Genomic DNA, 25544 nt, shown 5'->3' on the forward strand with positions numbered 1-25544 from the left:
ATGGGAAAGGGACATTCCGGATCTCACCGGTGAACGACGGTTCGGCCTGATGCCTGTTAACCTCTTTTTCGTCTTGGTTAACCCTTCGTTTCGATGACCTCAATTAAGCGGCGAATGGTTAACAAAGGTTAAATTCCCTTTAGGAAAGTTAATAAAAAATAATGAAGCACAAAAAAAGCCGCGCCCCGGAGGGCGCGGCCTTCTTCGATGGTTCTGACGCGATCCGATTAACGGAAGAGCGACAGGATGTTCTGCGAGTCAGAGTTGGCGATCGAGAGGGCCTGGATCGCGAGCTGCTGCTGCGTCTGCAGGGCCTTGAGCTTCGTGGACTCCTCGTTCATCTCCGCATCCACCAGTCGGCCGACGCCGCTGTCGATGGAGTCGGACAGCTTGGAAGCGAAGTTCTCCTGCATTTCGATGCGCATCGAGATCGAGCCAAGCTTGGCAGCAGCGCTGGTCATCAGTTCGAGCTGACCGTCTACGAACGAGATCAGTGCACCCATGATGTTCTCATCGCTGGCATAGGTGCCGTCGCCGATACCGAGGTTCTTGTCGTTACCGCTCTCGCGGTAGTCGTCGAGCTTGGTGATGTCGAGTTCGGATACGGAAACACCCGTGGCATAGGCGATGCCGGCGGTGACGATGGCAGTCGCGTCGACCGTGCCCTTGGCGTCCACTGCGTCGATGAAAGCGCCGCCGACCTTGACCAGGTAGGACCCGGACGTGGCCGTCGAGATATCACCGTTGGTGTCAAACTTGGCCCAAACGTCGCCGCCAATATCCTTCCAGGTATAGGTGGTGTCGGTCGGGGTGATGCCGTCGGTGTTGACCTTGGCGTAGGCCTTCGCACCGCTCGCGTCCTTGACGACGCGGAAGCCCTGCATGATGTTGGAGTCCAGAATGCCCGCATCGCCGCCGGAAAGGTCGAACAGAACGTTCGTTTCGTCGAGCTTGACGTTGATGGTCTTGACCGCGACGTTGCCGTTGCCGTCACGCGTGAAGGAACCGACGATCTGCTTGAGGACGGGATCATCCGAAACAACCACGCCGTCGGCGCCGGCGCTACCGGCGATATCGGCCTGCAGCCAGTTCTCGCCCGAGAACGAAGCCGAGGAAGCGATGCTGCGGAGCTGGTCCTGAAGCTGAGTGATTTCTTCCTGGACCTTGGCCTTGTCGACGCCGGGTTCGGAGGCGGCAACGAGTTTGTTCTTGATTTCCTGAACAACGTCGATCGCCGATTCCATCGCGGCATAGGCGGTGTCGACCTTGGCGGCGCCGAGGCCGAGTGCGTCCTGAACGGCCGAAAGAGCGGCATTGTCGGAACGCATCGTGGTCGCGATCGACCAGTAGGCGGCGTTGTCGGAAGCAGTGCCGACGCGCATGCCGGAAGAGACGCGGCCCTGCGTCGTTTCCATATCCTGGCCGATAGAGCGCAGGGTCTGGAGAGCAGCCATAGCTGCGATATTGGTAAGAATGCTAGTCATTTTCTGAGTGCCCCTTGAGTGGCTGATTACGAAAAGGGACATTCCGGATTCCACCGGGAACAGCGGTCAGCATCATGCCTGCTAACCAATTAATTTTTTTGGTTAACTCGCCGTTTCGATGGCTCTAGGTAACCCCAATATGGTTAATGAACATTGAAGCGTATGAAAAAACAAAAAGGCCGCGTCCAATTTCGGACGCGGCCCTTCTGAAGCCTGGCGGCGTGGTCAGCCTCCACGCCATCGCGCCTCCGATTAACGGAAGAGCGACAGGATGTTCTGCGAGTCGGAGTTGGCGATCGAGAGAGCCTGGATCGCGAGCTGCTGCTGCGTCTGCAGGGCCTTGAGCTTCGTCGACTCCTCGTTCATGTCCGCGTCCACCAGTCGGCCGACGCCACGCTCGAGCGAGTCGGACAGCTTGGAAGCGAAGTCCTCCTGCATCTCAATGCGCTTCGACACCGCACCGAGTTTCGCGGCGGCGCTGGTCATCAGTTCGAGCTGACCGTCGACGAAGGAGGTCAGAGCGGCGATGATGTTCTCATCGGTCGCATAGGTGCCGTCGCCGATACCGAGGTTCTTGTCGTTACCGCTCTCGCGGTAGTCGTCGAGCTTGGTGATGTCGAGTTCGGACACGGAAACACCCGTGGCATAGGCGATGCCGGCGGTGACGATGGCAGTCGCGTCGACCGTGCCCTTGGCGTCCACTGCGTCGACGAAAGCGCCGCCGACCTTGACCAGGTAGGACCCGGAGGTGGCCGTCGAGATATCGCCGTTGGTGTCGAACTTGGCCCAAACGTCGCCACCGATGTCTTTCCAGGTATAGGTGGTGTCGGTCGGGGTGATGCCGTCGGTGTTGACCTTGGCGTAGGCCTTCGCACCGCTCGCGTCCTTGACGACGCGGAAGCCCTGCATGATGTTGGAGTCCAGAATGCCCGCATCGCCGCCGGAAAGGTCGAACAGAACGTTCGTTTCGTCGAGCTTGACGTTGATGGTCTTGACCGAAACGTTGCCGTTGCCGTCACGCGTGAAGGAACCGACGATCTGCTTGGTGATCGCACTGTCAGCGACAACCACGCCGTCGTCGCCGGCGCTACCGCCGATATCGGCCTGCAGCCAGTTCTCGCCCGAGAACGAAGCCGAGGAAGAGATGCTCTTCAGCTGATCCTGAAGCTGCGAAATTTCTTCCTGGATCTTCTTCTTGTCGGCGCTGCCTTCTGCGGCAGTAATCAGCTTGTTCTTGATTTCCTGAACAACGTCGATCGCTGCTTCCATACCGGAATAGGCGGTGTCGACCTTGGCGGCGCCGAGGCCAATCGCATCCTGAACGGAGGAAAGAGCGGCATTGTCGGAACGCATCGTGGTCGCGATCGACCAGTAGGCGGCGTTGTCGGAAGCAGTGCCGACGCGCATGCCGGAGGAGATCCGGTCCTGCGTCGTCTGCATGTCGTTGCTGATGCCGCGCAGGGTCTGGAGCGCCGCCATAGCGTTAACATTGGTGAGAATGCTTGCCATAATTGATTGTCCCTTTGAACGAAATACTTTTGGGGGGACATACCGGACTGAATACTTTACCGGTCACTCCGGTCCGGCATCATGCCAATCGGTTCCTTCAGTCCTGAAGAGATACCAAACCCGTCGTGTGTGGGAAATCTCGCAGCCAATTCTTGCCAAGTTCTTTAGACGGCAGGACGGAACGAAAGCACCCTCTTTTATGGTTAACCGCCGGTTTACGACGGCCCGGCTCTTTCACGATGGTTTCAAGCAAGCTTCGTCCGCCATCATGGGCCCAGAGGCCGGCCCCGAGCTGCCGGCGCAGCAATCACTGGAGTGGGAAGACTTGAAAAGCCTCAAGGTGCAAAGGGACTACGCAGCGGCTCAAAAGAGCTTCGACAAGCGCGAATATCACGATGTTCTGGCGATCCTCAACCGGCTGCTGGACATAGACAAGGACCCCAGGCACTACGCCCTGCTGGGTGCCACGCTCGTGAAGCTCCGGATGAAGGAGGAGGCAGCGCAGGCATTCCAGGTAGCAGGCTCGACGGAATCCCGCCACCAGCTGAAATATCTGCGTGAAGCCATGCGGATTCACTTCTCCAACGGCGACGACATCAGCACGCTGCGTATCGGTGCGCGCATCCTCAACGAGGCTCTTGCCGATCCGGACATGGCTGCCCTGATGACCGGTGCGCTGATGCGCCAGGATATGGAGGGGATCGGCGCATTCCGAAAGACCCTTGGCGAAAGCGCCGTGGAGGCCCATCGCCACCTCGCCGTTCGGTCGATCAAGCTCGCAGAACGCAGCGAAGAAGAGCATAAGCTCATCGAAGACGTGTTCGAGAGGTTCCCCGACGACAAGTTCGTTCGCAATTTCTATCTCTCGATCGCCCGGGACACCAACAATTACGAGATAGTAGATAAATATCAGCCGATCGTGGACGCCGAGATTGCGCGCGGCGACCTCGAAGCGATCCGCAGCGAAGTGTCCCTCTACAACATGCGTTGGTGCGGCGACGAAAAGGTCAATGCAATCGCAGGCGCCGATACAGGCCAGAAAAAGCCGGCCGGCGTTACGGCGAAAAGGCATGCCATGCCTCACAAATGGGGGGACAAGCTCCGGATCGGCTATCTTTCGGCCGACCTCTGGACCGACCATGCTGTCATGAAGGCTCTCCGAGGTGTACTGGAAGCTCATGACAGAACGCGCTTCGACATCACGCTTTTCTGCAACACGGATCCGGAAAACCTCCGCACCCGGAATTCGGCCAATCGCGAGGAATGGGGAAAGATCGTCTCCGTCCGCGGCAAGACCGACGAAGAGGCGGTGGATGCCATCAAGGCAGCAAACATCGACATACTCGTCGATCTGCAGGGCCATACGGCGGACAACCGGGTCTTCCTCCTCAATCACATGACGGCGCCGATTCATGTCACATGGCTCGGCTATCCCGGCACGGTGGTCAATGTGGATATCGACTACCTGATATGCGACCGCACGGTCGTGCCGGAGAGCTCCATTCCCAACTATTACGAAAAGCTCTGCTGGATGCCGGAGACCTTCTTCCCGAACAGCGTGGCGCACCGCCCGCTGCCCGGCTCGGTGGAACGCCAGGTCTGCGGGATGCCGGACGGCGCCTTCATCTTCTCGTGCTTCCATTCCCAGTGGAAATACACCCGCACGACGATCGACCTGTGGGCACGCATCCTGAAGGAAGCTCCCGATGCCTATCTTTACCTCATCTGCCGCGAGAGGTTCGGTGCACGCGCGAATCTTCGGAAAGCTTTTGCCGATGCGGGGATCTCCAGCGACCGAATCCTGTTCGGAGACCGCCTTGTCGATTATACGTCCTATCTCACCCGTATCTCACTGACCGATCTCGGCCTGGATACCTACCCCTACAACGGCCACACGACCACCTCCGAAAAGCTCTGGAGCGGGTTGCCGATGCTCACCTACAAAGGCACGAACTTCGCCTCGCGGGTAAGCGAAAGCTTGCTGAACGCCCTGGGCCTGCCCGAAATGGTCGCCGACGATCCGGATGACTACGTCCGGCGCGCCGTCCACTTCTACAACAACAGGGAAGAGCTGGCGCAAATCCGGAAGCGGCTGCATGCAAACCGCTTCACTCATCCGCTGTTCGACGCCGACCGCTTCTGCCGCCACCTCGAAAAGGCCTACGAGATGATGGCGGACCGCGCAAAGGCCGGACAAAAGCCCGATCACTTCGAGGTGCCGGCGCTGCCGGCGCGGAGCGAGCCTTTCATCTCCCGTGCGGCCTGACATCAGGTCCGGGACGGCCGGTGGGATGGCCGTTCCCCTCCGACCAAGTCAGCCGAACGACCGAATGAGACTGCCGACCAGCAGGTTCCAGCCGTCGATCAGCACGAAGAAGAGAATCTTGAAGGGCAGAGAGATCGAGGTCGGCGGCAGCATCATCATGCCCATCGCCATGGTGATCGCCGCAACGATCATATCGATCACCAGGAAGGGGAGAATGATCAGGAAGCCGATCTCGAAGCCCCGCCTGATCTCCGACAGCATGAAGGCCGGAATCAGCACGCGATAGTCGATGGCCTCCGGCGTTCCGACCGATTGGCCCCGTTCGCGGGCGATCTCGACGAAAAGCTGAAGGTCCTTGTCGCGCGTATTGGCCGACATGAAGACCCGGAAGGGCTGCGCGATGCGCTGCACGGCTTCCGCTTCCGTCACCTGATTCTGAAGGAGCGGCTGAACACCTTCATTCCACGCACGGTCGAAGGTCGGCGCCATGACATAGAACGTCATGAACAGCGCCATCGAGATCAGCACCATGTTCGAGGGTGCCGTCGCAAGCCCCATGCCCGACCGGAGGATCGAAAAAGCGATCACGAAGCGAGGAAAACTCGTGACCATGATCAGGATGCCGGGAGCGACGGAGAGAACCGTCAGCAGCCCGAAGGTCCTGATGATCCACGCAGCGGCGGAGCCGTCGACCGGCAGATTGAGAAGATCCGCAGGCGATTGTTGGGCAAGCGCGAGCCCGGGTGCCGCGACCAGGGCGACGAGCAGGTAGATCAGCCGAATCATGCGATCACGAAGGTCCTTTAGGTCACCTTCGATAGTCACCCCAGCGAACCGAGGTCAACACAATAGCGGGCGAGAGGGGAGGTCATGAACAGGAAGATACCGGCGTCGATTTCCTGGACGCCATGAGGACCGGCCGGCGGCAGCCCGCTTCAGCTTTACACAAGTCTCGACGGATAGCTTAGGCCCGAAATATCTCATCATCGCAGGGCCCAGTCGAGGAAGTTCCGGTGAATCCTATCAAGTTCAGCATCTGCATACCCACCTACAACCGGGCGAAATACCTGCACGACTGCCTGGAGCGGTGTGTTCGCGACGTCAAATCCGACTTTCCTTTCGAGATCGTAGTTTCGGATAACGCGTCGACTGACGACACTACCGAAGTGGTGCAGAAGTTCATCGGACAGGGCGCGCCTATCCGCTATTTCAAGGGCGAAACCAATGTTGGGATGATTCCCAACATGAACAGCGCGTTCCGGTTGGCACGTGGCGAGTATCTGCTTTATTTGGCCGACGACGATCGACTGATCGGCGACGAGATCGATGCGATCGTCCACTACATGGACGAGAACCGCAATCTAACCGCCTGCTATGCGCCATGGCATATCACCGACGGCGTCACCGATATCGACAAGGGGGTCTTCTACGAGCTGGAAAAGGACACGATCTATCCGAAGCGAAGCTTTGCGGAAGTTTTCAACCTGATGATCCAGCGGCATATCTTTCCCGAGATCGGTATCTACCGGAACTCGGCGTTCAGAGCCGCGTGGGTGCCGCGCGAGATCTGCCATTTCTGCTTTCCCATGCTCGCTCATATGCTCGATCAGGGCGATATCGCCTTCCGCAAGAAGCCGTTCTACCGCCAGGTCATCCGCTCGGCGATTGGCAACCGCACCCAGGGCGGCCATCACCTTGCGATGACCGCTTGGGATACCTACCGCGGCGGTCTGGAATACTTCCTGTATTTCGGCATCAAACGTGGCAAGATCGGCACATCCCTCGATGACCGCCATACCCAGGAATATCTGTGCCGCCAGTTCACGCTCGAACGCATGGCGGTCGCGATCCGCCTGTTGATTTCCCAGAACAAAGATTACCTGAAGAGCTACGAGCTCTACACCCGGATGGAATTCGGAGGCCGTGGAGACCATGCGCAGCTCGCCGCCATACGCGACGGCCTGCCCTTGGCGGTCGCGCTGCAGACGCTCGCCTGGCAGGTGAACGCCACGGCCGGCGTCAGTCGCCTCATCATATCCGGTTTTCCCGATTCTTCGATCATCAAGGAGCGGCTTCTCAAGGTCAATTTTCCCAGCAGGGTGGAAATTGTCGACGAACCCGCAGAACACGCTCCGGAACTGGTCGAACACGCGGCCGTCCTCGTCTCTTCGGCCGAACATCGTGAGCGTTTCGTGGCATTAGGCTATCTGCCGAACCTGGTGTTCAGCCAGGGGGACCTGATTCAGACCGTCCTGCTTTAGGCTTTCCGAACATGTCGGCCAAACGGTTCTTTATCGGATTCATCAGACCCATGGCGTGTTCCGGCCTTGGCAGGTGGCTACCTCTCATGGAGAGACCAAATTGAAAGCTGTGATTCTCGCCGGCGGGCTCGGAACCCGCATATCCGAGGAAACCCATCTGAGGCCGAAGCCGATGATCGAGATCGGCGGCCGGCCGATCCTCTGGCACATCATGAAGCTCTACTCCGCCCATGGCGTGAACGAGTTCATCATCTGCTGCGGATACAAGGGCTACGTCATCAAGGAGTATTTCGCGAACTACTTCCTGCACATGTCGGATATCACCTTCGACATGGCCTATAACGAGATGCAGGTTCACCGCCGCACCGCCGAGCCGTGGAAAGTCACGCTGATCGATACCGGCGAAGCCACGATGACGGGTGGCCGCCTGAAGCGCGTCGCGGACTATCTGCGCAACGAGGATTACTTCTGCTTCACCTACGGCGACGGCCTTAGCGACGTGAACATCAACGAGCTGATCAAATTCCACCAGGCCCATGGCAAGCTCGCGACGGTGACCGCCGTCCACCCGCCCGGCCGATACGGCGCGCTGGAGCGTGACGGCATCAAGGTCACCGGCTTTGCGGAAAAGCCGCGCGGCGACGGCGGCATGATCAACGGCGGCTTCTTCGTCCTGTCGCCGAAGTCCATCGAGCTCATCGAAGCAGACAGCACTCCGTGGGAAGCGGCGCCCATGACGACCCTCGCCACCATGGGCGAGATGATGGCCTATGAACACGAAGGCTTCTGGCAGCCGATGGACACGCTGCGCGAAAAAAACCTGCTCGAAGATCTTTGGGCGTCGGGACAGGCACCATGGAAGATCTGGCAGTGACGGCCGGCGTTCGGCCGAAACCTGATTTCTGGGCCGGCAAGCGTGTTCTGCTGACGGGGCATACGGGCTTCAAGGGCGCATGGCTTTCCATCTGGCTGAGGCGCCTCGGCGCCGATGTCACCGGCATTTCGCTGCCGCCGGAGACAACCCCGAGCCTTTTCTCGCTCGCACGCCCCCAGCTGGCCGCAAGCCATTTCCAGGATATCCGCGACGCGACGAAGCTCGCAGAGCTCGTCAGGGCCGCCTCTCCGGACATCGTCCTGCATCTCGGCGCGCAGGCCCTGGTGCGGCAGAGCTATCAGGATCCTCTCGGCACGTTCGCTACGAACGTGCTCGGCACGGCCAACCTCCTCGAAGCCGTCCGCCGGGCGCCGTCGGCACGCGTCGTCGTAGCGGTCACGACGGACAAGGTCTACCGCAACCTGGAGCACGTCTTTCCCTACCGGGAGACCGATCTTCTCGGCGGTTATGACGCCTACAGCGCCAGCAAGGCGGCGGCCGAGATCGTCATTTCCAGCTACCGTGATTCGTTTCTGCGCGAGAAAGGCGTCGCTGTCGCAAGTGCGCGCGCCGGCAACGTGATCGGCGGCGGCGACTGGTCGGCGGACAGGCTTCTGCCGGATGCGGTGCGCGCCTGGCAATCCGGCCAGGTCCTGCATGTGCGGCGGCCGAAGGCAAAACGCCCATGGCAGCACGTCCTGGAGCCGCTTTCCGCCTATCTCGTGCTTGCCGAGCGGCTGTGGAGCGATGCGGCGCTCGCCGATGCGTATAATTTCGGCCCGGTCAGCCATGAAGCCGCCCCGGTACGTCAGGTGATCGATATCGCCCGCGCTTCCTATGGCGGCGGCGAGGTACGGTATGGCGACGGAAACGAGGGGCCGCACGAAGCGGGCTGGCTTGCGCTGGAAACCGCCAAGGCGCGGCATATGTTGAACATCGAACCGCGCTGGTCGCTGACGGAAGCCGTCGACCGGACGATGAAATGGTATCGCGCGCAACATGACGGAGCCGATGCCCGCGCGCTCTGCGAATTTGAAATCGCCGATTACGAGGCCCGCCCTTGAGCCGCTTCACGGTCACCGAGCTGCCGCTTGCCGGCCTGAAGCTGGTCGAACGCCAGAACCTCGGTGATTCGCGCGGTTTCTTCTCGCGCATGTTCTGCGCAGAGGAGCTCGCTCCGGCGGGTTGGGCAAAGCCGATCGCCCAGATCAACCTGACGATGACGGCACAAGGAGGCACGGTGCGCGGCATGCATTTCCAGCATCCGCCGCATGCGGAGATGAAGCTCGTGAACTGTCTGCGCGGTAAAGTCTGGGACGTCGCCGTCGATCTCAGGGCCGGTTCGCCGACCTTTCTGAAATGGCATGCCGAAGAGCTTTCGGGGGAAAACCGGCGCTCGCTGCTGATACCGGAAGGCTTCGCGCACGGTTTCCAGGCGCTCACCGACGATTGCGAGCTCCTTTACCTGCACTCGACGCCTTACGCACCCGGGGCGGAAGGCGCTTTGAATTCACAGGATCCGATGCTCGGCATCAGCTGGCCCCTGAGCATCACTGAAATCTCCGAGCGGGATCGCCGCCATCCACATCTGACAGACGAATTTACGGGACTGACGCCATGAATTGCCGCCACTGCGGCAGCGCGCTCCGCTGCGATTTCCTCGACCTCGGCTTCGCACCGCCGTCGAACGCCTATCTGACCGCCGAGGATCTCTCGAAGCCGGAGCCGTATTTCCCGCTGCGGCTGAAGGTCTGCGAGGAATGCTGGCTCGTCCAGACGGAGGATTATGCTTCCGCGGAATCCCTCTTCAGCGCGGATTACGCCTATTTCTCCAGCGCATCGAAGGGCTGGCTGGCGCACGCGGCCCGCTATGTCGAAACGATCACGAGGCGGCTCGGCCTCGATCGGAAGAGCATGGTCGTCGAAATCGCCTCGAACGACGGCTACCTATTGAAGAATTTCGCCGCCGCCGGCATTCCCTGCCTGGGGATCGAGCCGACGGCGAGCACGGCCGAGGCTGCCGAAGCGCTCGGCATTCCGGTGCGGCGGGAATTCTTCGGCGAGGCGCTCGGCAAGACGCTGGCCGAAGAAGGCAAGAGCGCCGACCTCATCCTCGGCAACAACGTCTATGCCCATGTCCCCGACATCAACGACTTCACGCGCGGGATGAAGGCGGCATTGAAGCCCGGCGGCACGATCACGCTGGAATTCCCGCATGTCATGCGGCTGATCGAGGAGAACCAGTTCGATACGGTCTATCACGAGCATTTCTCCTATCTCTCCCTTTACACGGTAGGAAAGATCTTCGGGAGCGCGGGCCTGCGCGTCTTCGACGTCGAGGAACTGCCGACCCATGGCGGAAGCCTGCGCGTTTACGGCTGCCATGCCGACGATCCGCGGGAGACGACCGACGCGGTGACGGCGCTGCTTGCCGAGGAGGAACGCCGCGGCCTGCGCACATCCGCACTCTATGCACAATTCCAGGCCAGGGCGGAGCAGGTCAAGAACGATGCGCTGGCCTTCCTCCTCGAGGCAAAACGCGAGGGCAAGACCGTCGCAGCCTATGGCGCGGCCGCCAAGGGCAACACGCTTCTGAACTTCGCGGGCGTCAAACCCGATCTCCTGCCCTTCGTCTGCGATGCGGCGGCCGCCAAGCAGAACAAGTTCATGCCCGGAAGCCATATTCCGATCCTGCATCCCGACACCATCATCAAACGCCGGCCGGATTACGTGATGATCCTCCCCTGGAACATCGCCGCCGAAGTCCGCCAGCAGCTCGCGTCACTGGCCGAACAGGGCACCAGGTTCGTAACCGCCGTGCCGAGGCTGCAGATCGCATGACCGGGATCGTTCTCCTGACAGGCGGGACGGGTTTCGTCGGCCGGCAGGTTCTCCGGGCGCTGGCCGAGGCGGGTGCACGCGTTCGCCTCGTCGTGCGCGAAGGGTCCGAAAGCCGGCTCGGGCATCATTCCGCCATCGAAAGCGTGATCCGCACGAAGGACCTGTTCCGTGAATCTACGGAATGGTGGGCAGAGGCGCTCGACGGCGTAGAAACCGTCATCCATGTCGCCTGGTATGTCGAAGCCGGCAAATACCTGCAGTCTCCGGAAAACATCGTGTGCCTGGAAGGCACGCTGCGCATGGCGCAGGCGGCGGCACTTGCCGGGGTGAGACGCTTCGTCGGGGTGGGCACGTGTTTCGAATACGACATTTCCGCAGGCATGCTGGCGACCGACACGCCGCTGCACCCCGTCAGCCCCTATGCGGGGGCAAAGGCCGCAACCTTTCTCGCCTTGTCGCAATGGCTGCCATTACACCGGATCGATTTCGCATGGTGCCGTCTCTTCTATCTCTTCGGCGAAGGGGAGGACGAACGCCGGCTGGTGCCTTATCTGCGCGCCCAGCTCGCCGCCGGCAGCCCGGTAGAACTGACCAGCGGCAACCAGATCCGCGACTTCCTGGATGTCCGCGAGGCGGGCCGGCAAATCGCCGAGATCGCGCTTGGCGACGGGACAGGACCGGCGAATATCTGCTCGGGCATCCCGGTCACGGTGCGGCAAATGGCCGAACGGATCGCCGACGAGTACGGCCGGCGTGACCTGCTGCGCTTCGGCGCACGTCCCGACAACCTTGTGGACCCGCCCTGCGTGCTAGGAGTGCGCCGGGTAAACGTCTGATTTCGGAGGAAGCTCCCGATGGAGATACTCAACCTTGAAGCGGACAGACTTGCCGACTATTGCTGCGAACAGCTGCGTCGTCTTGTTCCCTTTTGCGATGAAACCGAATTTCCGCTGGTCGCGATGCATCTGCCGGAGGCGCTAAAGCGGCTGGATCATTGCATCGGTCAGTCCAGCGTCTGGAAGCCGGGGCAATTCGACGTTCTCCATTCGTCACAATATTGCATTTTCCTGTACTATCTCGCCAATACCATCTGGCGTCGAGAACGCACACCGCGCATATGCACGATGCTTTTCCTGCTCAACAAGGCTCTGAATGCCATCGACATATTCTACGAAGTCGAGCTGCCGGAGGTCTTCTTCATCGGCCATTCGGTGGGTATCGTGCTGGCAAAGGCCACCTACGGAAATCACCTCGTACTTTATCAGAATTCCACTGTGGGCAAGAACCATGGCGTGGCGCCGATACTAGAGGACTGCGTCATCCTCTATCCCAATTCGGCGGTTATCGGTCGGTGCCGCATTGCTCGCGGGTCGCTGATTGCTCAAGGAACCAGCGTCGTCAACCGCGACACCGAACCGGATCGAATAGCGTTCCAGAGTTCGGGATATTCACTGGTCTTCAAGAAGCCACCGCACAGGGTGATCGCGGACTTTTTCAGGAACGTGTAGGCAGTTCGCGTGGGCGATCCATCCGCTCTGGTTTCACTCTATCACGAAGGTCCTGAACATCACCTTGGCGACCTTGCCCTGCGAGCGGAGGTCGATCCGCTCCTGGATGTCGTCCTTCAGATACTGAAAGCCACGCGGCCCCTCGATCTGCTGCAGCGAGACAGTGCGCATATAGGCGAGGATATCCTGGTGGATGTCTTCCGCGAGCGGCAGTTCCGGGGGCCCTTTGAAAGCAAGCGCCACTTCGAGCCGGATCCAGTTCTCGGAGGGATAAGCGAGATTGGTGGTGATCGGCTCCAGGAGAACGACGCCCTTCTCCGGCGTTGAAATATGCGGGATCCCCTCCTCCTTGCCGCCTTCGGCGGTCTCGGCCGTCTGCACCGGCTGCGGCGCCGGCGGCGCGATCACGCCGCCGAGGACCCAGCCGCCTCCGACGCCGACCAGCGTCAGGACCGCGACGCCCGCGAGCACCATCACGGTGTTCTTCCTTTTTCCGGCGTCGGCCGCCTGCGCTTCATCCGCCATGGTCTTCAAACCTTCAAATCAAGAGACCTTCACCCGGTTTCGTCAGAAGGGCGAGAACAGATCGACGACCTGCTGACCGACCGGAGGCTGCTGGACTTCCATCAGACGGCCACGGCCGCCGTAGGAAATACGGGCTTCGGCGATCTTTTCGTAGGAAATCATGTTGCTGGAATCGACATCCTGAGGACGGACGATGCCGGCGACGTTCAGGATGCGGATTTCGTGATTGACCCGGACCTCCTGAGAACCGCTGATCAGGAGATTGCCGTTCTCCAGGATGCCGGTAACGACCGCGGCGACGAGCAGCTTCAACCGCTCGGAGCGCTCCGTGGAGCCCTTGCCGTGGGAAGCCGTGGCGGAATCCGAGCCGAGATCGCCCGTCGCCTCGGCTTTCGGCGTCCAGCCGAAAAGATTGCTCACACCAAGCTGCCAGGAAAGTCCCGTGGAATTGTCGCGGGTGCGTTCCGTCTCGTTGTCGAAGGAGGCGCGGTCGTTGATCTGGATGTCGACGGTCAGGATGTCGCCGACATTCAGGGCACGGGCATCCTTGAAGAGCGCCGCCTGGGTGTCGCTCCAGAGCGAATAGCCGCTGGCGAGGTGCCGCGGCTGCTTCGGATAGGAGGACATCTGCGGCGTCTGCGCATATTGCAGGCCGCTGCCGATCGGGCTCATCGCCGGAGCATTGCCGATCTCCCTGATGGTCTGGCTCTGGCAGCCGGCCAGAAAGAGAACAGCCATGATGGCGGGAATGCGTTTCGTCATGAGGGCGCTTTCGCAGTATTGGAAGGTGTCTTCGAAGTGTTGGGATCGGAGGCGCTGGAAATGATCGTCGAGATCATGCCGGCCTTCTGCGGATCCATTTCGCTCAGGAAGAGCGCGGACTGGCGCGGCGGAAGCTGCATGATGATCGCCGCCGCGATCTCCATCCGCATCTCTTCGAGCTGAGGCGCTGCGGCATCCGGCTTCATCGTCTTGAAGATGTCGACCAGGCCCGCCTGGGCGCGCGCCAGGAAATCGTTGCGGCGCTTCAGCCAGTCCTGATATTCCGCGGTGCGTTCTTCCAGTGTCTGGATGCGGCCGTCGACATCCGACTGCAGCTTTTCAAGCTCCTGCTTCTGCAGGAGATAACGCTGGTCGCGCGCCGCATCGGCGATATTGGTGCAGAACCTCTGGATCTCGTCGCTCGTCGAGGTTTCCGAAACCGCCGCGGGCTGCTGCGCCCCGACCTGGGAGACCAGCGTCAGGACTGCGGCGGCTGCAAGAACGCGGCGGGCAAGGGTTTTGGATACGGAAATGGTGAACAGGGTCTCGGTCATTGCAGGACGAGCTCCGCTTGAAGGGCGCCGGCGGACTTGATGCCCTGCAGGATGGCGATGATGCCGTCCGGCTTGACGCCGATGCTGTTGAGGCCGGCGACGAGCGTGCGCAGGTCCGGTCCGTTCAGGATCGCGACCTGACCGCCGTCCTTCATCGCCATGATGTCCGTCTGCGGCTGAACGGCGGTCTCGCCGCGCGAGAACGGCTCGGGCTGGATGATCTGCGGGGTTTCCGTAACCTGCACGGTCAGCGTGCCATAGCTCACGGCGACGCGCGATACCTTCACATCCGCGCCGATGACGATCGTACCGGTGCGTTCGTTGACGACGACCTTGGCCGGCGTATCGGTTTCTACAACAAGATTCTCGATCTCGGCCATCAGGCGGGTGAGGTCGGCGCTCTTCGGCTTCTGGATGATCACTTCCTGGTTGTCCCGAGGCTCGGCGATCAGGCCGCCATAGCGACGGGTGGCGAAACTGTTCACGACGTCGGAGACACGCACCGCCGTCGAAAAGTCAGGATTGCGGAGCTGCAGGACGAGATTGACCGCGTCCTTGAACTTGGACGGCAGCTCGCGCTCGATGATGGCGCCGTTCGGAACGCGACCCGCCGTCGTGACGCCTTCCGTCAGTGTAGCGGCCTGTCCCTGAGCCGAGAAGCCGGAAACGATTAGCGCGCCCTGGGCGACCGCGTAGATCTGCCCGTCGGCGCCCGAAAGCGACGTCATCACCAGCGTACCGCCGCGCAGCGAGGTCGCGTCGCCGAGCGAACTGACGGTCACGTCGATGCGGCTGCCGGGGCTTGCGAAAGGCGGGAGATTGGCCGTGACCATGACGGCCGCGACGTTCTTGGCGTTGGACTGGCTGCCCTGCGTCGAGATGCCGAGGTTCTGCAGCATCGCCCGCATGGACTGATCGGTGAAGGGCGACGAGCGCAGGCTGTCGCCGGTGCCCTGCAGGCCGACGACGAGACCGTACCCGATGAGCTGGTTTTCGCGGCCGGACTGCAGCGAGGCGATGTCCTTGATGCGTGCCGAATCGGCAAGCACCGGTGCGCCACCCAGGAGAGAGCCCAGCAGAACGAGCGCAGTGAGGAAGAGGCTCGTTCTCATCTCGCCATCACCTGTACCGTGCCGTCGGCCATGACGGTGCCGCTTACCGTGACGCCCGAGTCCGTGTTGCGCACGCGGATGAGGTCGCCCACTCCCGCGTTCTCGAGCGGCGTGCCGCCTGCCGAGATCGTCAGATTTCCGATCGTGAACGTCAGGCGGATCGCCGAGCCGCGGGTGACGGCGAAAGCTTCGCGGAGAGCCGAAACCGGAATGGTGCGCCCCGGCAGCAAGGTGCGCTTCGCCACCATGCCGACGACCTCCTTGGACTTCCGGGCATAGTCGCCGGTCAGATTGGGATTGGTGACCTCGACCTCCTCGACCCTGCTCGGGGTGATCTCTTCCCCGGGATAGATGGTCGACGTCGGCACGACCGCCGTGCCCATTTCAGCGAGCACCGGCGAGCCCATTCCGGCAAGGAAGGCCGCCAGGAAAGGCACGGCCAACCTGGCGCCAATCGCATTTTTCCGGCTAAACGTCATGTCTGCCCGTCTCCTGTTTTTACTTCAGGTTCTTGCTGACGATCTGAGCCATCTCATCTGCTGTGGTGATGACCTTGGAGTTCATTTCATAGGCGCGCTGGGCCGAGATCAGATCGGTGATCTCCTTGACCGCGTCCACGTTCGAGCTTTCCAGATAGCCCTGCTTCAGATAGCCGAAGCCCGGATCCTCCGGCACCGCGACGATCGGCTCGCCGGACGCCGCGGTCTGCGCGAAGAGGTTGTCCCCGAGCGGCTGCAGGCCTGCTTCGTTGACGAAGTTGGCGATGGTGAGCTGGCCGATTTCGGTGAAATCGGAGGAATTGCCGATACGGACCATGACCTGGCCGGTACGGGTGATCTGGGTTTCGCTGACATCGGCCGGGAAGGTGATGTTCGGCACGACGGCGTATCCGTCGATGGTGACGAGCTGGCCGTCGGCGTTCTTGTTGAAGGCGCCGGCTCGGCTGTAGAGCGTCGTGCCGTCCGGCGTCTGGATCTGATACCAGCCGCGGCCGACGATCGCGAGATCGAGGTCGTTTTCGGTGTGCGTCAGCTCACCCTGGGTATGGATGTTGCGCACCGCCGAGGTCTGCACGCCGAGACCAATATTGGCGCCTTCCGGCACGATCGCCTGGTTGGCCCGGTTCGGCACGCCCTGGGCGCGCTCGCTTTGATAGAGCAGATCGGAAAACTCGGCGCGGGCACGCTTGTAGCCCGTCGTGTTGATGTTGGCGATGTTGTTCGCGATGACTTCGAGATTGGTCTGCTGGGCATCCATGCCCGTTGCCGCGACGGAAAGCGCTCTCATGTCTTCGTCCTCAAAATTTTAGATCTGCATTTTCGTGATTTCGAGATAGGCGGAGACGATCTTGTCGCGCAGCGCCATGGCCGTCTGGAGCGACTGCTGCGCATCCAGAACCGCATCCACGACTTCGCGGGTATTCGCCTTGCCCTGAATGGCCTTGAAGGACATCGATTCGGCGCCCTTCAGGCTGTTCATCGTGTCTGTCGCCATTTCGCCGATGACGCTGGCGAAATCCATGCCGGTGTTCTGCCCGGGCGTCGAAGCGCGCGCGCCGAAGACGGAGGTGCTTTCCGAGCCGATTTCATCGAGACCGTTGGAGAGCGAAAGGGAGCTTACGTTCTGAATCTTGTCGATCATTGTCCGGCCTTCAGAAGATCGATCGTCGCGGCAATCAGCTCACGCGTCTGCTTGATGGTCTGGATATTGGCTTCATAGGAGCGGTTGGCTTCCCGCATGTCGGCCATCTCGATGAGCATGTTGACGTTCGGCGTCTTGACCATGCCCTTCTCGTCGGCGGCCGGATGATCCGGATCGTATTCCTGGATGAACTTGGAGTTGTCGACCCCGAGCTTCTTGACCTCGACGAGGTCCACGCCGCTTGCCTTGTCCAATTCGGCGCCGAAGGTGATGGTCTTGCGGCGATAAGGGTCCGCACCGGGCGTGTCGCCGGTGGAGCGGGCGTTTGCGATGTTTTCGGAAACGATGCGCAGACGCGTTGCCTGCGCCTCCATTCCCGATCCTGCGATCTTCAGGGAGGCTGAAAGCGGATCCATTTGCTTACCTCTTTACTGTCATCAGCATCATGCTGTGAAACGACTTCACCAGACCTGTGCTCAGTTCGTATTGACGCTTGATTTCGCCCGTCTTCGACAGCTCCTGGGCCAGCGAGACGGTATTGCCGGATTCCTGCACGCCGATTTCTTCGTTCAGTTCCGATTCCTTGATCTCAACCTGGTCGCTGAGACCGCTGCCGGCGAAATGAGCCGCATGGGTGCGGGCCATGGGGACGTAGGTCCGGTCCAGAACCGCTTCGAAGGGCGTTACGTCCTTCGACTTGTATTTGGGCGTGTTGGCATTCGCGATGTTGCCTGCAACGACTTCCTGGCGCACCGAGAGCCACTCGGCCTGACGCGATGCCATCTCGAACAGTTGAATCGGTTGCATAGGCTTCTCTCCATCTTTTGTCTGAAGCCTAGGCCCATAACCTTGCGTCGGACTTACGGGCGGGCCGTTCCCGTGTCCTGGTAGACGTGCCCGCTGGACGTGACGATCACCCACTTGCCGTCACGCTGTTCGAACTTTGCAAGCTTGCTGTTGTCCGGCAGGGTCGAGCCGACCTGGACCATGTACATGCCGGAGCTGTTCTCGATGAGCGCCCGCCCGTTGGCGACATGCAGCAGCCGGAAGCTGCCACCGCCCGGAAACGGCTGTTCCTCCCGAAAGCTGCCGTTATTGCGCGTTTCGCCGACCGAAGACGTGGTGGCCGTGGCCAGCGTGTCCATAGGCTCGGGGGGAACCGGCCAATCGTCTCTGGAACTGTCGGTCATGGCCAAAGGCGAGACGCTGACGACCGGGCGGGCGATGCCCGGCGGCAGGTCGCGGGTCCGGCCCAGCGTTTCCGTGCGGATGCCGAACTTGTCGGCGTTGAGGAAAACGTACCAGGGAAAGAAGGCCGACGCCGCCGCAAGGGTAATCCCCGCCGCGGTCAGCATCTTGTCGCCCAGCCGCGAGGGCGGCACTTCCGGCTTGGGCCATGCCGCTTCTGCGGTGTTCTTGTGATCGCTCATCGAATCATCACCTTCTTGCCATGGCCGACGGCGGATTCGGCTGTCCGGCCGCCGCTCTCAGCGCGTTCGCAAGGTCTGTGTAAGCATCGAGCGCGGGCTTCTCCCCCGGCGTCTGCTTGAGAACTTCGTAAATGACCGGCACCTGCTTGATCGCCATGTCGAGATCCGGATCGCTGCCGGCGCGATAACCGCCGATCAGGCGCAGGTCCCGCGTTTCCTCGTAACGGTGCACCAGCGATTTCAGACGGGACACCAGCTTCTCCTGATCCTCCGTCCAGGCCTTGCGGGCGAGACGCGAAATCGAGGCGAGCGGATTGATCGGCGGATAGCGCCCCTCCTCCGCGAGCGACCGGTCGAGCACGATATGGCCGTCGAGAATGCCGCGGGTGGAGTCCGCGATAGGGTCGTTGTGGTTGTCGCCGTCGACGAGGATCGAGATGATCGCGGTGATCGTGCCGGCGCCTTCGACGCCCGGACCGGCGCGCTCGAGCAGGCGCGGCAGTTCCGTGAAGACCGAAGCGGGATAGCCGCGGGCGATCGGGGGTTCGCCGGATGCGACCGCCACCTCGCGGATCGCGTGGGCGAAACGGGTGACGCTGTCGGCAATGAACAGGACGTTGTCGCCCTGATCGCGGAAATGCTCGGCTATGGTGATCGCCACCAGCGGCGCCATCTTGCGCAGCATCGGGCTTTCGTCACTGGTCGCGACGACGGCGATCGACTTGGCCATGTTGTCGCCGAGCGTATCCTCGATGAATTCGCGCACCTCGCGGCCGCGTTCGCCGACCAGCGCGATCACCACCTTGTCGAAGGCATCGGCTCTCGCGAGCATCGACAAAAGCGTCGACTTGCCGACCCCGGAACCGGCGAAAATGCCGAGACGCTGCCCGAGGCAGAGCGGCGAAAAGATGTCGATCGCCCGCACACCGGTCTTGAAGCCCTTCTCGACGCGGCTGCGCGTCATGGACGGCGGCGCGGTATTGGCGATCGAGCGCGGAGAGAGGCCTTTCGTGATCGGACCTTTGCCGTCGATCGGCTCGCCGAGCGAGTTGATCGTGCGGCCGCACCAGCTGTCGTCGGGCGATACCCGGAAGGCGCCCTTGCGAATGACCGTGTCGCCGATGCCGATCGGTTCGCCGGGCTCGATGGGGCAGACGTAGACGACGTCCGGCTCCACCCGAACGACCTCGCCGAGGTGAATGCCGGTCGCGCTGCGATGGGCGACGAATTCGCCGAGCCGCACGTGTTTCGAGAGGCCGGCGACCGTATAATGTCCTGCCGCGATGGTCCTGACGTGACCGCCGTGAGCAATCGAGAACGCGGGATCGGCATAACGGGCCGCAAGGCCCGCCAGCTGCGCCAGCTTGCCGCCGTTGACCGCATCGAGGATAGCCGCTTCCATCATGGTGGGCCGTCTTCCTTACTGTTAGCTGTTGGAGCCGCCGAGCGTCCTGATGGCCTCGCTCATGGCGGATTCGCTGTCGCGCATCAGCGCCGAAATGCTTTCGAAGGCGCGGTTGACCTGGATCAACTGGGTCATTTCGCCGATGCCGTTGACGTTGGACTGCTCGATATAGCCCTGGACGACGGAGTTCTCGAAGCCCTCGACCACGGGCTGCGGGTTGTCGACGACGATCACACCCTCGTTTTCGTAACGGTTGAAGCCTCTGGTGACATCGGCCGTGAAAAGGCCGAGCGTTGCGACCGGCTGATTGTTCTGCATGATGATGCCGTCGGCACCGACGGTCGGCGGACCGGATTCGCGATTGAGCTGGATCGGGGCGCCGCCGGCATCCAGTACGGGATAGCCGCGGATCGAACGGAGCTGGCCAGTCTCATCCATCGTGAAACGGCCGTCGCGGGTCAGCACCTGACCCGCCGGCGTGTCGATCGCGAACCAGGCATTGCCCTTGATGGCAAAATCGAGCGGATTGCCCGTCCGCTGCAGCTCGCCGGTGCGGGTCGACAGATAGTCGTTGCCCTGGGTGACGAAGGCGATCTTGGCGTTGATATCGTTCTGGGTCCTGCTCATGACCTCGTCGAACTTGACTTCCGTCGCACGGAAACCGACCGTGTTCATGTTGGCCATGTTGTCGGCGATCGTGTTCAAGCGGCGCTCGAGCGCGATCTGCGAAGAAATGCCGACATAAAGTCCGGATTGCATATCATTTGCCTCCGAGTTTCAGATTATTGATGGAGATCAGGAGATCCGTGGAGATTCCGCTCGACGGAGCGTTGAAGGGAGCCAGGGGATCGTAGGCTTCCGAGGGATTCTCGATCTCCCACATGGCGGTGAACCGTTCGAGGAACTTGTTCACCTTGGCCGGGTCCTGGAAGTCCTCGATGTTGACCACGTCCTCGATATATTTGGCCTGGCGGTCGAGATCGGCGCCGATGATCTCATCGGGCAGCTGCAGCGCGGTGCGGACGACCTCGGAAAGCGCATCGTCGGCGAGGATTTCCATGCCCGACTTGATCGTCGGCGCCGTGCGCTCGAAATAGAGCGCGAGGCGCACGCCCATATTGTCGGCGCCGGCCTCCTCTTCGAGCGTCTGGCGCTGGAACTTGTCGACGACGCCCTTTTGCGCCTTCTCGAAGGATGTGGCGGTCGAGCCGTAAGCGGCGAAATTCAGCGATTCCACCAGCGACGCATACCGGCTGTCGGAAAGCTTGTTGGCAAAGGCGTTCTCGTCGGCGACGCCTTCCGTCAGCACCTTGCGGATGAAGGCCTTGGCATAGGCCATGTCCTCGAGACCGTGGGCCTTCAACGCGTAATTATAGACCCGCGTGTCGGCCATGAAGTCGTCGACGGTTTTGATGCTGCCGATCGTCGAAAGATAATATTCGGTCTCGCGTGCGACATCCGGCTTTTCCGCGACGCGTGCCAGCGACTTCGGGAGGTCGCGGCTGATCATGGCATAGCTTGCGTAGGTCGTGATCACGTTGGCTCACCCAAGGTCCGCGGGAGCGGCGGACATCGCTCTCGGAGCGGGCAATCCGGTCCGATCCTTCCGGAAACTAGGCGCGAAGACTTGTGCGAAGCTGTCCCGAATCCCCCTTCCATTAGCGCCTTCAGAACCAGCCTCACGCAAGCCAGAGGCCGTATCCCAAAACCAAACGAAAACGATCGGCACAGGTACGCGATGAATATTATTATCGGATTGGTCATCACCGTTGGCTGTATTCTCGGCGGCTTCATGGCCATGGGCGGCCACATCGACGTTCTCGTGCAACCCTTCGAACTGATGATCATCGGCGGCGCCGGCCTCGGCGGCTTCATCATGGCGAACCCCATGAAAGTCGTGAAGGATTCCGGCAAGGCTCTCAGCGAGGCCTTCAGGAATGCCGTTCCGAAGGAGCGTCACTATCTCGACGTGCTCGGCGTCCTCTACTCGCTGATGCGCGACCTCAGGACCAAGTCGCGCAACGAGATCGAGGCGCATATCGACAACCCGGAGGAATCCTCGATCTTCCAGACCGCCCCGACGGTGCTGAAGAACAAGGAATTGACCGCCTTCATCTGCGACTACGTGCGGCTGATCATCATCGGCAATGCCCGCTCCCATGAGATCGAGGCGCTGATGGACGAGGAACTCGACACGATGTTCCAGGACAAGATGAAGCCCTACCACGCGATGACCATCATGGGGGATTCCTTCCCCGCCATCGGTATCGTCGCGGCGGTTCTTGGCGTCATCAAGGCGATGGGCAAGATCAACGAATCGCCGGAAGTTCTCGGCGGCCTCATCGGCGCCGCCCTCGTCGGCACGATGCTCGGCATCGTTCTTTCCTATTCGGTCTGCAACCCGCTCTGCTCGCAGATCAAGGTCGTCCGGACCAAGCAGCACCGCCTCTACATCATCGTCAAGCAGACGCTGCTCGCCTACATGAACGGCTCCGTGCCGCAGGTTGCCCTGGAATACGGACGCAAGACGATTTCCAACAAAGAACGCCCCTCGATCGATTCGGTCGAGCAGGAAATGATGAATCCTGGCGGTGAAAAGGCGGCATGATGACGACCGATCAAGCGAACCAAGCAATCGCGCCGAAGATGGACCTGGCGCTTCTTGCCAAGCTGACGGGCGGCCTCGGCGACAAGAGGACCGTGGAGAGGATCAGCAGCGAATTCGCCCATCTCTACACGGAATTCCTGCCGGACGTGTTCCACAGCGAGACCGGCATCCGGATCGGCGTCTCCTATCTGAGCTGTACCTCCGGCCTGATGAACGACCTCATCGCCGATCTCGGCGACGGGTTTGCGCTTTCCGACGGAGCGCTGCGCAACTGGTGCCCCAACTTCGTGCTCGCCTGCGGCAACAGCTTCGTCATCGCGCTGATGGAACTGATGCTCGGAGCTGCGCCGGACACGATCACGCAGCCCATCGAGCGCCCGCTTTCCGATATCGAGCTGGACCTCGCGGTGATGGTCTTCGACCGGATCGCCAACGTGCTTCGTTCAGGCGTCAACGCGCCGGGCGGTTTCGAGGCAAGCCTCGAACGACCCCACAATGCCGAGGACAGGCCGAAGCCGGACGAGCTCGCGCGCCCGGAATTCGGCGTGACGATTCGCATGGCGATCGAGCTTGGTCCGGTCGTTTCGGAATTCGCCCTCGTCATTCCGCAAAGCATATTCCTGAAGACCAAGGTCACGGCACCGAGGGCCAGGGGCCAGGTATCGAAGGCCAAGCAGGAATGGGCAGAGCGGATGAACGAGCAGGTCCGCCGCTCGCATGTCACGCTCGAGGCCCGCATCCGCCTGCAGAGACTGACGCTCGGAACGATCTCGCGGCTCGCGGCCGGCGATGTGATCGCCTTTCAGGACAAGGGCGATGTCCAGGTTCAGGTCAGCGCCAACGGCAAGGACATGTATGCGTGCGAATTCGGACGCTCCGGCGAGCGTTATACAGTCCGCGTAAAGGATAATATCAGTACCGACGACGAGATCCTCAGACACCTGATAGGCTAAGCCGCAGGCGCTTCGGCAAGGCAGGCTGACACAAGTTTCAACAGGAATAATGACCGCATGGCTACGAAGAAGACACCCCTCACCGAAGACGACGCACTGATGCCGCTGGGCAACGAAGCCGAGCTGGATCAGGCCATCGACGATCTGCGCGGCGTCTTGAAGACCGATGCCGACGGCGGCGTTCCGGGCTTCGATGCCGATTTCGGCGCACCGGCAACCAGCGACTTTACGGCCGATACCTCCTCCTTCGGCGGCGGCTTCGAGGCACAGACCGAAAGCTTCGCCGGAGATGCGGGCTTCGGCGGCGGCGATTTCGGTGGCAGCGATTTCGGCGCTTCGGCGGACGGCGCGGCCTATCAGGAACCGGGCAGCGCCCTCAACGCCAATCTCGACCTCATCATGGATATCCCGATCGATGTCGAGATCGTGCTCGGAACGAGCCGGATGCAGGTGTCCGGCCTGATGAGCCTGGAAGAAGGCGCCACGATCGCGCTCGACAAGAAGATCGGCGAACCGGTCGAGATCATGGTCAACGGCCGCCGCATCGGCAAGGGTGAGATCACCGTCCTGGAGAATGACGATACCCGCTTCGGCGTGAGGCTGACGGAAGTACTGAGCACGAGAAGAACCTGATCCCGGTTTGGGACAGAGAAGGAAGACCATGATGGACTTTGAGGATTTCGGCGGCGGCGCGCTTTCCACGAAACCGCTGTCCCAGGCCGAAAAGGCGGCGGCAGTTCTGCTGGCCATGGGCAAGGGCGTCGCCGGCAAGCTTCTCAAGTATTTCACCCAGAGCGAGCTGCAGAACATCATCGCCTCGGCGCAGACGCTCCGCTCAATTCCGCCGGACGAGCTCCTCCAGCTCGTCAACGAGTTCGAGGACCTGTTCACCGAAGGCACCGGCCTCATGGACAACGCGGCAGCGATCGAGGGCATTCTCGAGGCCGGCCTGACGCCGGAAGAAGTGGACGGCCTGCTCGGCCGCCGCACCGCCTTCGAAAGCTATCAGGCGAGCATCTGGGACCGCCTGCAGGACGCCGACCCGGCCTTCGTGGGCAAATTCCTCTCGCGCGAGCATCCGCAGACCATCGCCTACATCCTTTCGCAGATGCCGTCGAACTTCGGTGCGAAAGTGCTGCTCCAGCTTCCGGAAAGCCGCCGCGCCGACATCATGAACCGCGCCGTCAACATGAAGGAAGTCAGCCCCAAGGCAGCGCAGATCATCGAGAACCGGGTGATCGAGCTGATCAACGCGATCGAAGCGGAGCGCAACTCCAACGGCTCGAACAAGGTCGCGGAACTCATGAACGAGCTCGAGAAGAACCAGGTCGATACGCTGCTCGGTTCGCTCGAGACGATCAGCAAGGAATCGGTCAACAAGGTCCGCCCGAAGATCTTCCTCTTCGAAGACCTCATGTACATGCCGCAGCGCAGCCGCGTCATGCTGCTCAACGACGTTGCTTCCGACATCCTCACGATGGCGCTGCGCGGCGCAAACAACGAGATCAAGGAATGCGTGCTTTCCGCGATCAGCCCGCGCCAGCGCCGCATGATCGAAAGCGATCTCGCGGTTCAGAGCCCGAACCTCAATCCGCGCGAGGTAGCGATGGCCCGGCGTGCCGTCGCACAGGAAGCGATCCGGCTTGCCAATGCCGGCCAGATCATTCTCAAGGAAGAAAAGAAGGAAGGCGAAGTACCCGCAGAGGCCGCCTGATTTCCGCGACACTGCACGAGGAAGGGAACGGAGCGGAGGCAATTCCGCTCCGTTCCCGTTTCCGGCCTCAGTTCCGCAGCCGTCTATCCCGTGATCT

At 61.3% G+C, this 25544-nt stretch carries 28 protein-coding genes; 12 read left to right on the forward strand and 16 right to left on the reverse strand.

The features are described from left to right. Positions 1–227: 227 nt before the first annotated feature. Positions 228–1484 (reverse strand): flagellin, encoded by a 1257-nt coding sequence (locus QTA58_RS04840; RefSeq protein ID WP_289671928.1) that lies wholly within the window; start codon positions 1482–1484, stop codon positions 228–230. Positions 1485–1736: 252 nt separating this feature from the next. Next, positions 1737–2993 carry a flagellin gene (locus tag QTA58_RS04845; protein ID WP_289671929.1) on the reverse strand — a complete coding sequence of 419 codons (1257 nt, stop codon included), beginning with the start codon at positions 2991–2993 and terminating at the stop codon, positions 1737–1739. Between QTA58_RS04845 and QTA58_RS04850 the strand changes: the two genes are divergently transcribed. Then, the gene (locus tag QTA58_RS04850) at positions 2983–5259 is read left to right on the forward strand and encodes a glycosyl transferase (protein WP_289671930.1); all 2277 of its coding nucleotides are present in this window, start codon (positions 2983–2985) and stop codon (positions 5257–5259) included. The genes QTA58_RS04845 and QTA58_RS04850 overlap by 11 nt on opposite strands. 48 nt (positions 5260–5307) lie before the next feature. Here QTA58_RS04850 and fliP read toward each other — a convergent pair whose 3' ends face one another. Then, a complete protein-coding gene (fliP, locus tag QTA58_RS04855; RefSeq protein ID WP_289671931.1) occupies positions 5308–6045 on the reverse strand; it encodes a flagellar type III secretion system pore protein FliP in 738 nt (245 codons plus the stop codon). A 227-nt stretch (positions 6046–6272) separates the two neighbouring features. On the opposite strand from fliP, the gene QTA58_RS04860 reads away from it, so the two are divergent. From QTA58_RS04860 to QTA58_RS04890, 7 genes are all read left to right on the forward strand, one after another. Next, entirely contained in the window at positions 6273–7520 is a 1248-nt protein-coding gene (locus QTA58_RS04860; protein ID WP_289671932.1) for a glycosyltransferase family 2 protein, read from the forward strand. Positions 7521–7620: 100 nt separating this feature from the next. Further along, positions 7621–8394 carry a glucose-1-phosphate cytidylyltransferase gene (gene rfbF, locus QTA58_RS04865; RefSeq protein ID WP_289671933.1) on the forward strand — a complete coding sequence of 258 codons (774 nt, stop codon included), beginning with the start codon at positions 7621–7623 and terminating at the stop codon, positions 8392–8394. Then, positions 8376–9458 carry a CDP-glucose 4,6-dehydratase gene (gene rfbG, locus QTA58_RS04870; protein ID WP_289671934.1) on the forward strand — a complete coding sequence of 361 codons (1083 nt, stop codon included), beginning with the start codon at positions 8376–8378 and terminating at the stop codon, positions 9456–9458. The genes rfbF and rfbG overlap by 19 nt, the downstream gene beginning before the upstream one ends. Beyond that, entirely contained in the window at positions 9455–10015 is a 561-nt protein-coding gene (gene rfbC, locus QTA58_RS04875; protein WP_289671935.1) for a dTDP-4-dehydrorhamnose 3,5-epimerase, read from the forward strand. Before rfbG ends, rfbC begins: the two co-directional genes overlap by 4 nt. Beyond that, a complete protein-coding gene (locus QTA58_RS04880) occupies positions 10012–11235 on the forward strand; it encodes a class I SAM-dependent methyltransferase (RefSeq protein ID WP_289671936.1) in 1224 nt (407 codons plus the stop codon). The genes rfbC and QTA58_RS04880 overlap by 4 nt, the downstream gene beginning before the upstream one ends. Further along, positions 11232–12071: an NAD(P)-dependent oxidoreductase gene (locus QTA58_RS04885; protein ID WP_289671937.1), complete on the forward strand. Its 840-nt coding sequence runs from the start codon at positions 11232–11234 to the stop codon at positions 12069–12071. The genes QTA58_RS04880 and QTA58_RS04885 overlap by 4 nt, the downstream gene beginning before the upstream one ends. Positions 12072–12089: 18 nt before the next feature. Then, entirely contained in the window at positions 12090–12743 is a 654-nt protein-coding gene (locus tag QTA58_RS04890) for a hypothetical protein (protein WP_085422344.1), read from the forward strand. Positions 12744–12776: 33 nt separating this feature from the next. Here the strand turns inward: QTA58_RS04890 and QTA58_RS04895 are convergent, their stop codons facing one another. Genes QTA58_RS04895 through QTA58_RS04955 form a run of 13 tightly spaced genes read right to left on the reverse strand, consistent with a single transcriptional unit; the run spans position 12777 to position 21709 of the window. After that, complete coding sequence (locus QTA58_RS04895) at positions 12777–13268, reverse strand: flagellar basal body-associated FliL family protein (RefSeq protein ID WP_289671938.1); 492 nt, start codon at positions 13266–13268, stop codon at positions 12777–12779. A 42-nt stretch (positions 13269–13310) separates the two neighbouring features. After that, positions 13311–14030: a flagellar basal body L-ring protein FlgH gene (flgH, locus tag QTA58_RS04900; RefSeq protein ID WP_085422342.1), complete on the reverse strand. Its 720-nt coding sequence runs from the start codon at positions 14028–14030 to the stop codon at positions 13311–13313. Beyond that, positions 14027–14584, reverse strand: coding sequence for a MotE family protein (locus QTA58_RS04905; RefSeq protein ID WP_289671939.1), 558 nt, complete (start codon positions 14582–14584; stop codon positions 14027–14029). The genes flgH and QTA58_RS04905 overlap by 4 nt, the downstream gene beginning before the upstream one ends. After that, positions 14581–15696, reverse strand: a complete 1116-nt coding sequence (locus QTA58_RS04910) for a flagellar basal body P-ring protein FlgI (RefSeq protein WP_289671940.1) — start codon at positions 15694–15696, stop codon at positions 14581–14583. Before QTA58_RS04910 ends, QTA58_RS04905 begins: the two co-directional genes overlap by 4 nt. After that, complete coding sequence (gene flgA, locus QTA58_RS04915; RefSeq protein WP_289671941.1) at positions 15693–16175, reverse strand: flagellar basal body P-ring formation chaperone FlgA; 483 nt, start codon at positions 16173–16175, stop codon at positions 15693–15695. Before flgA ends, QTA58_RS04910 begins: the two co-directional genes overlap by 4 nt. Before the next feature lie 19 nt (positions 16176–16194). Next, a complete protein-coding gene (gene flgG / locus QTA58_RS04920) occupies positions 16195–16983 on the reverse strand; it encodes a flagellar basal-body rod protein FlgG (RefSeq protein WP_085422338.1) in 789 nt (262 codons plus the stop codon). A gap of 18 nt (positions 16984–17001) precedes the next feature. Continuing rightward, positions 17002–17337, reverse strand: a complete 336-nt coding sequence (locus tag QTA58_RS04925; RefSeq protein ID WP_085422337.1) for a flagellar hook-basal body complex protein FliE — start codon at positions 17335–17337, stop codon at positions 17002–17004. Further along, positions 17334–17753, reverse strand: coding sequence for a flagellar basal body rod protein FlgC (gene flgC / locus QTA58_RS04930; RefSeq protein ID WP_085422336.1), 420 nt, complete (start codon positions 17751–17753; stop codon positions 17334–17336). The genes QTA58_RS04925 and flgC overlap by 4 nt, the downstream gene beginning before the upstream one ends. A gap of 4 nt (positions 17754–17757) precedes the next feature. Beyond that, positions 17758–18144 carry a flagellar basal body rod protein FlgB gene (flgB, locus tag QTA58_RS04935; RefSeq protein ID WP_085422335.1) on the reverse strand — a complete coding sequence of 129 codons (387 nt, stop codon included), beginning with the start codon at positions 18142–18144 and terminating at the stop codon, positions 17758–17760. Between the two features lie 53 nt (positions 18145–18197). Further along, a complete protein-coding gene (locus QTA58_RS04940; RefSeq protein WP_085422334.1) occupies positions 18198–18767 on the reverse strand; it encodes a flagellar protein in 570 nt (189 codons plus the stop codon). 7 nt (positions 18768–18774) lie between these two features. Continuing rightward, the gene (gene fliI, locus QTA58_RS04945; RefSeq protein WP_085422333.1) at positions 18775–20172 is read right to left on the reverse strand and encodes a flagellar protein export ATPase FliI; all 1398 of its coding nucleotides are present in this window, start codon (positions 20170–20172) and stop codon (positions 18775–18777) included. A 21-nt stretch (positions 20173–20193) separates the two neighbouring features. After that, positions 20194–20931 (reverse strand): flagellar basal-body rod protein FlgF, encoded by a 738-nt coding sequence (gene flgF / locus QTA58_RS04950; protein WP_085422332.1) that lies wholly within the window; start codon positions 20929–20931, stop codon positions 20194–20196. A 1-nt stretch (position 20932) separates the two neighbouring features. Continuing rightward, positions 20933–21709 carry a DUF1217 domain-containing protein gene (locus QTA58_RS04955; protein ID WP_085422331.1) on the reverse strand — a complete coding sequence of 259 codons (777 nt, stop codon included), beginning with the start codon at positions 21707–21709 and terminating at the stop codon, positions 20933–20935. Between the two features lie 201 nt (positions 21710–21910). Between QTA58_RS04955 and motA the strand changes: the two genes are divergently transcribed. The 4 genes from motA to fliG are packed head-to-tail and all read left to right on the forward strand — an operon-like array spanning position 21911 to position 25447. Beyond that, positions 21911–22780 (forward strand): flagellar motor stator protein MotA, encoded by an 870-nt coding sequence (gene motA, locus QTA58_RS04960; RefSeq protein WP_085422330.1) that lies wholly within the window; start codon positions 21911–21913, stop codon positions 22778–22780. Beyond that, on the forward strand, positions 22780–23733 hold the full coding sequence (locus QTA58_RS04965; protein WP_085423364.1) for a FliM/FliN family flagellar motor switch protein: 954 nt from the start codon (positions 22780–22782) through the stop codon (positions 23731–23733). Before motA ends, QTA58_RS04965 begins: the two co-directional genes overlap by 1 nt. A gap of 57 nt (positions 23734–23790) precedes the next feature. After that, positions 23791–24366, forward strand: coding sequence for a flagellar motor switch protein FliN (gene fliN, locus QTA58_RS04970; protein ID WP_289671942.1), 576 nt, complete (start codon positions 23791–23793; stop codon positions 24364–24366). Positions 24367–24394: 28 nt separating this feature from the next. Further along, the gene (fliG, locus tag QTA58_RS04975; protein ID WP_289671943.1) at positions 24395–25447 is read left to right on the forward strand and encodes a flagellar motor switch protein FliG; all 1053 of its coding nucleotides are present in this window, start codon (positions 24395–24397) and stop codon (positions 25445–25447) included. Positions 25448–25544 lie beyond the last annotated feature (97 nt).

Source organism: Neorhizobium sp. CSC1952 (assembly GCF_030378245.1).
GTDB classification, from domain to species: Bacteria; Pseudomonadota; Alphaproteobacteria; order Rhizobiales; family Rhizobiaceae; genus Neorhizobium; species Neorhizobium oryzae_A.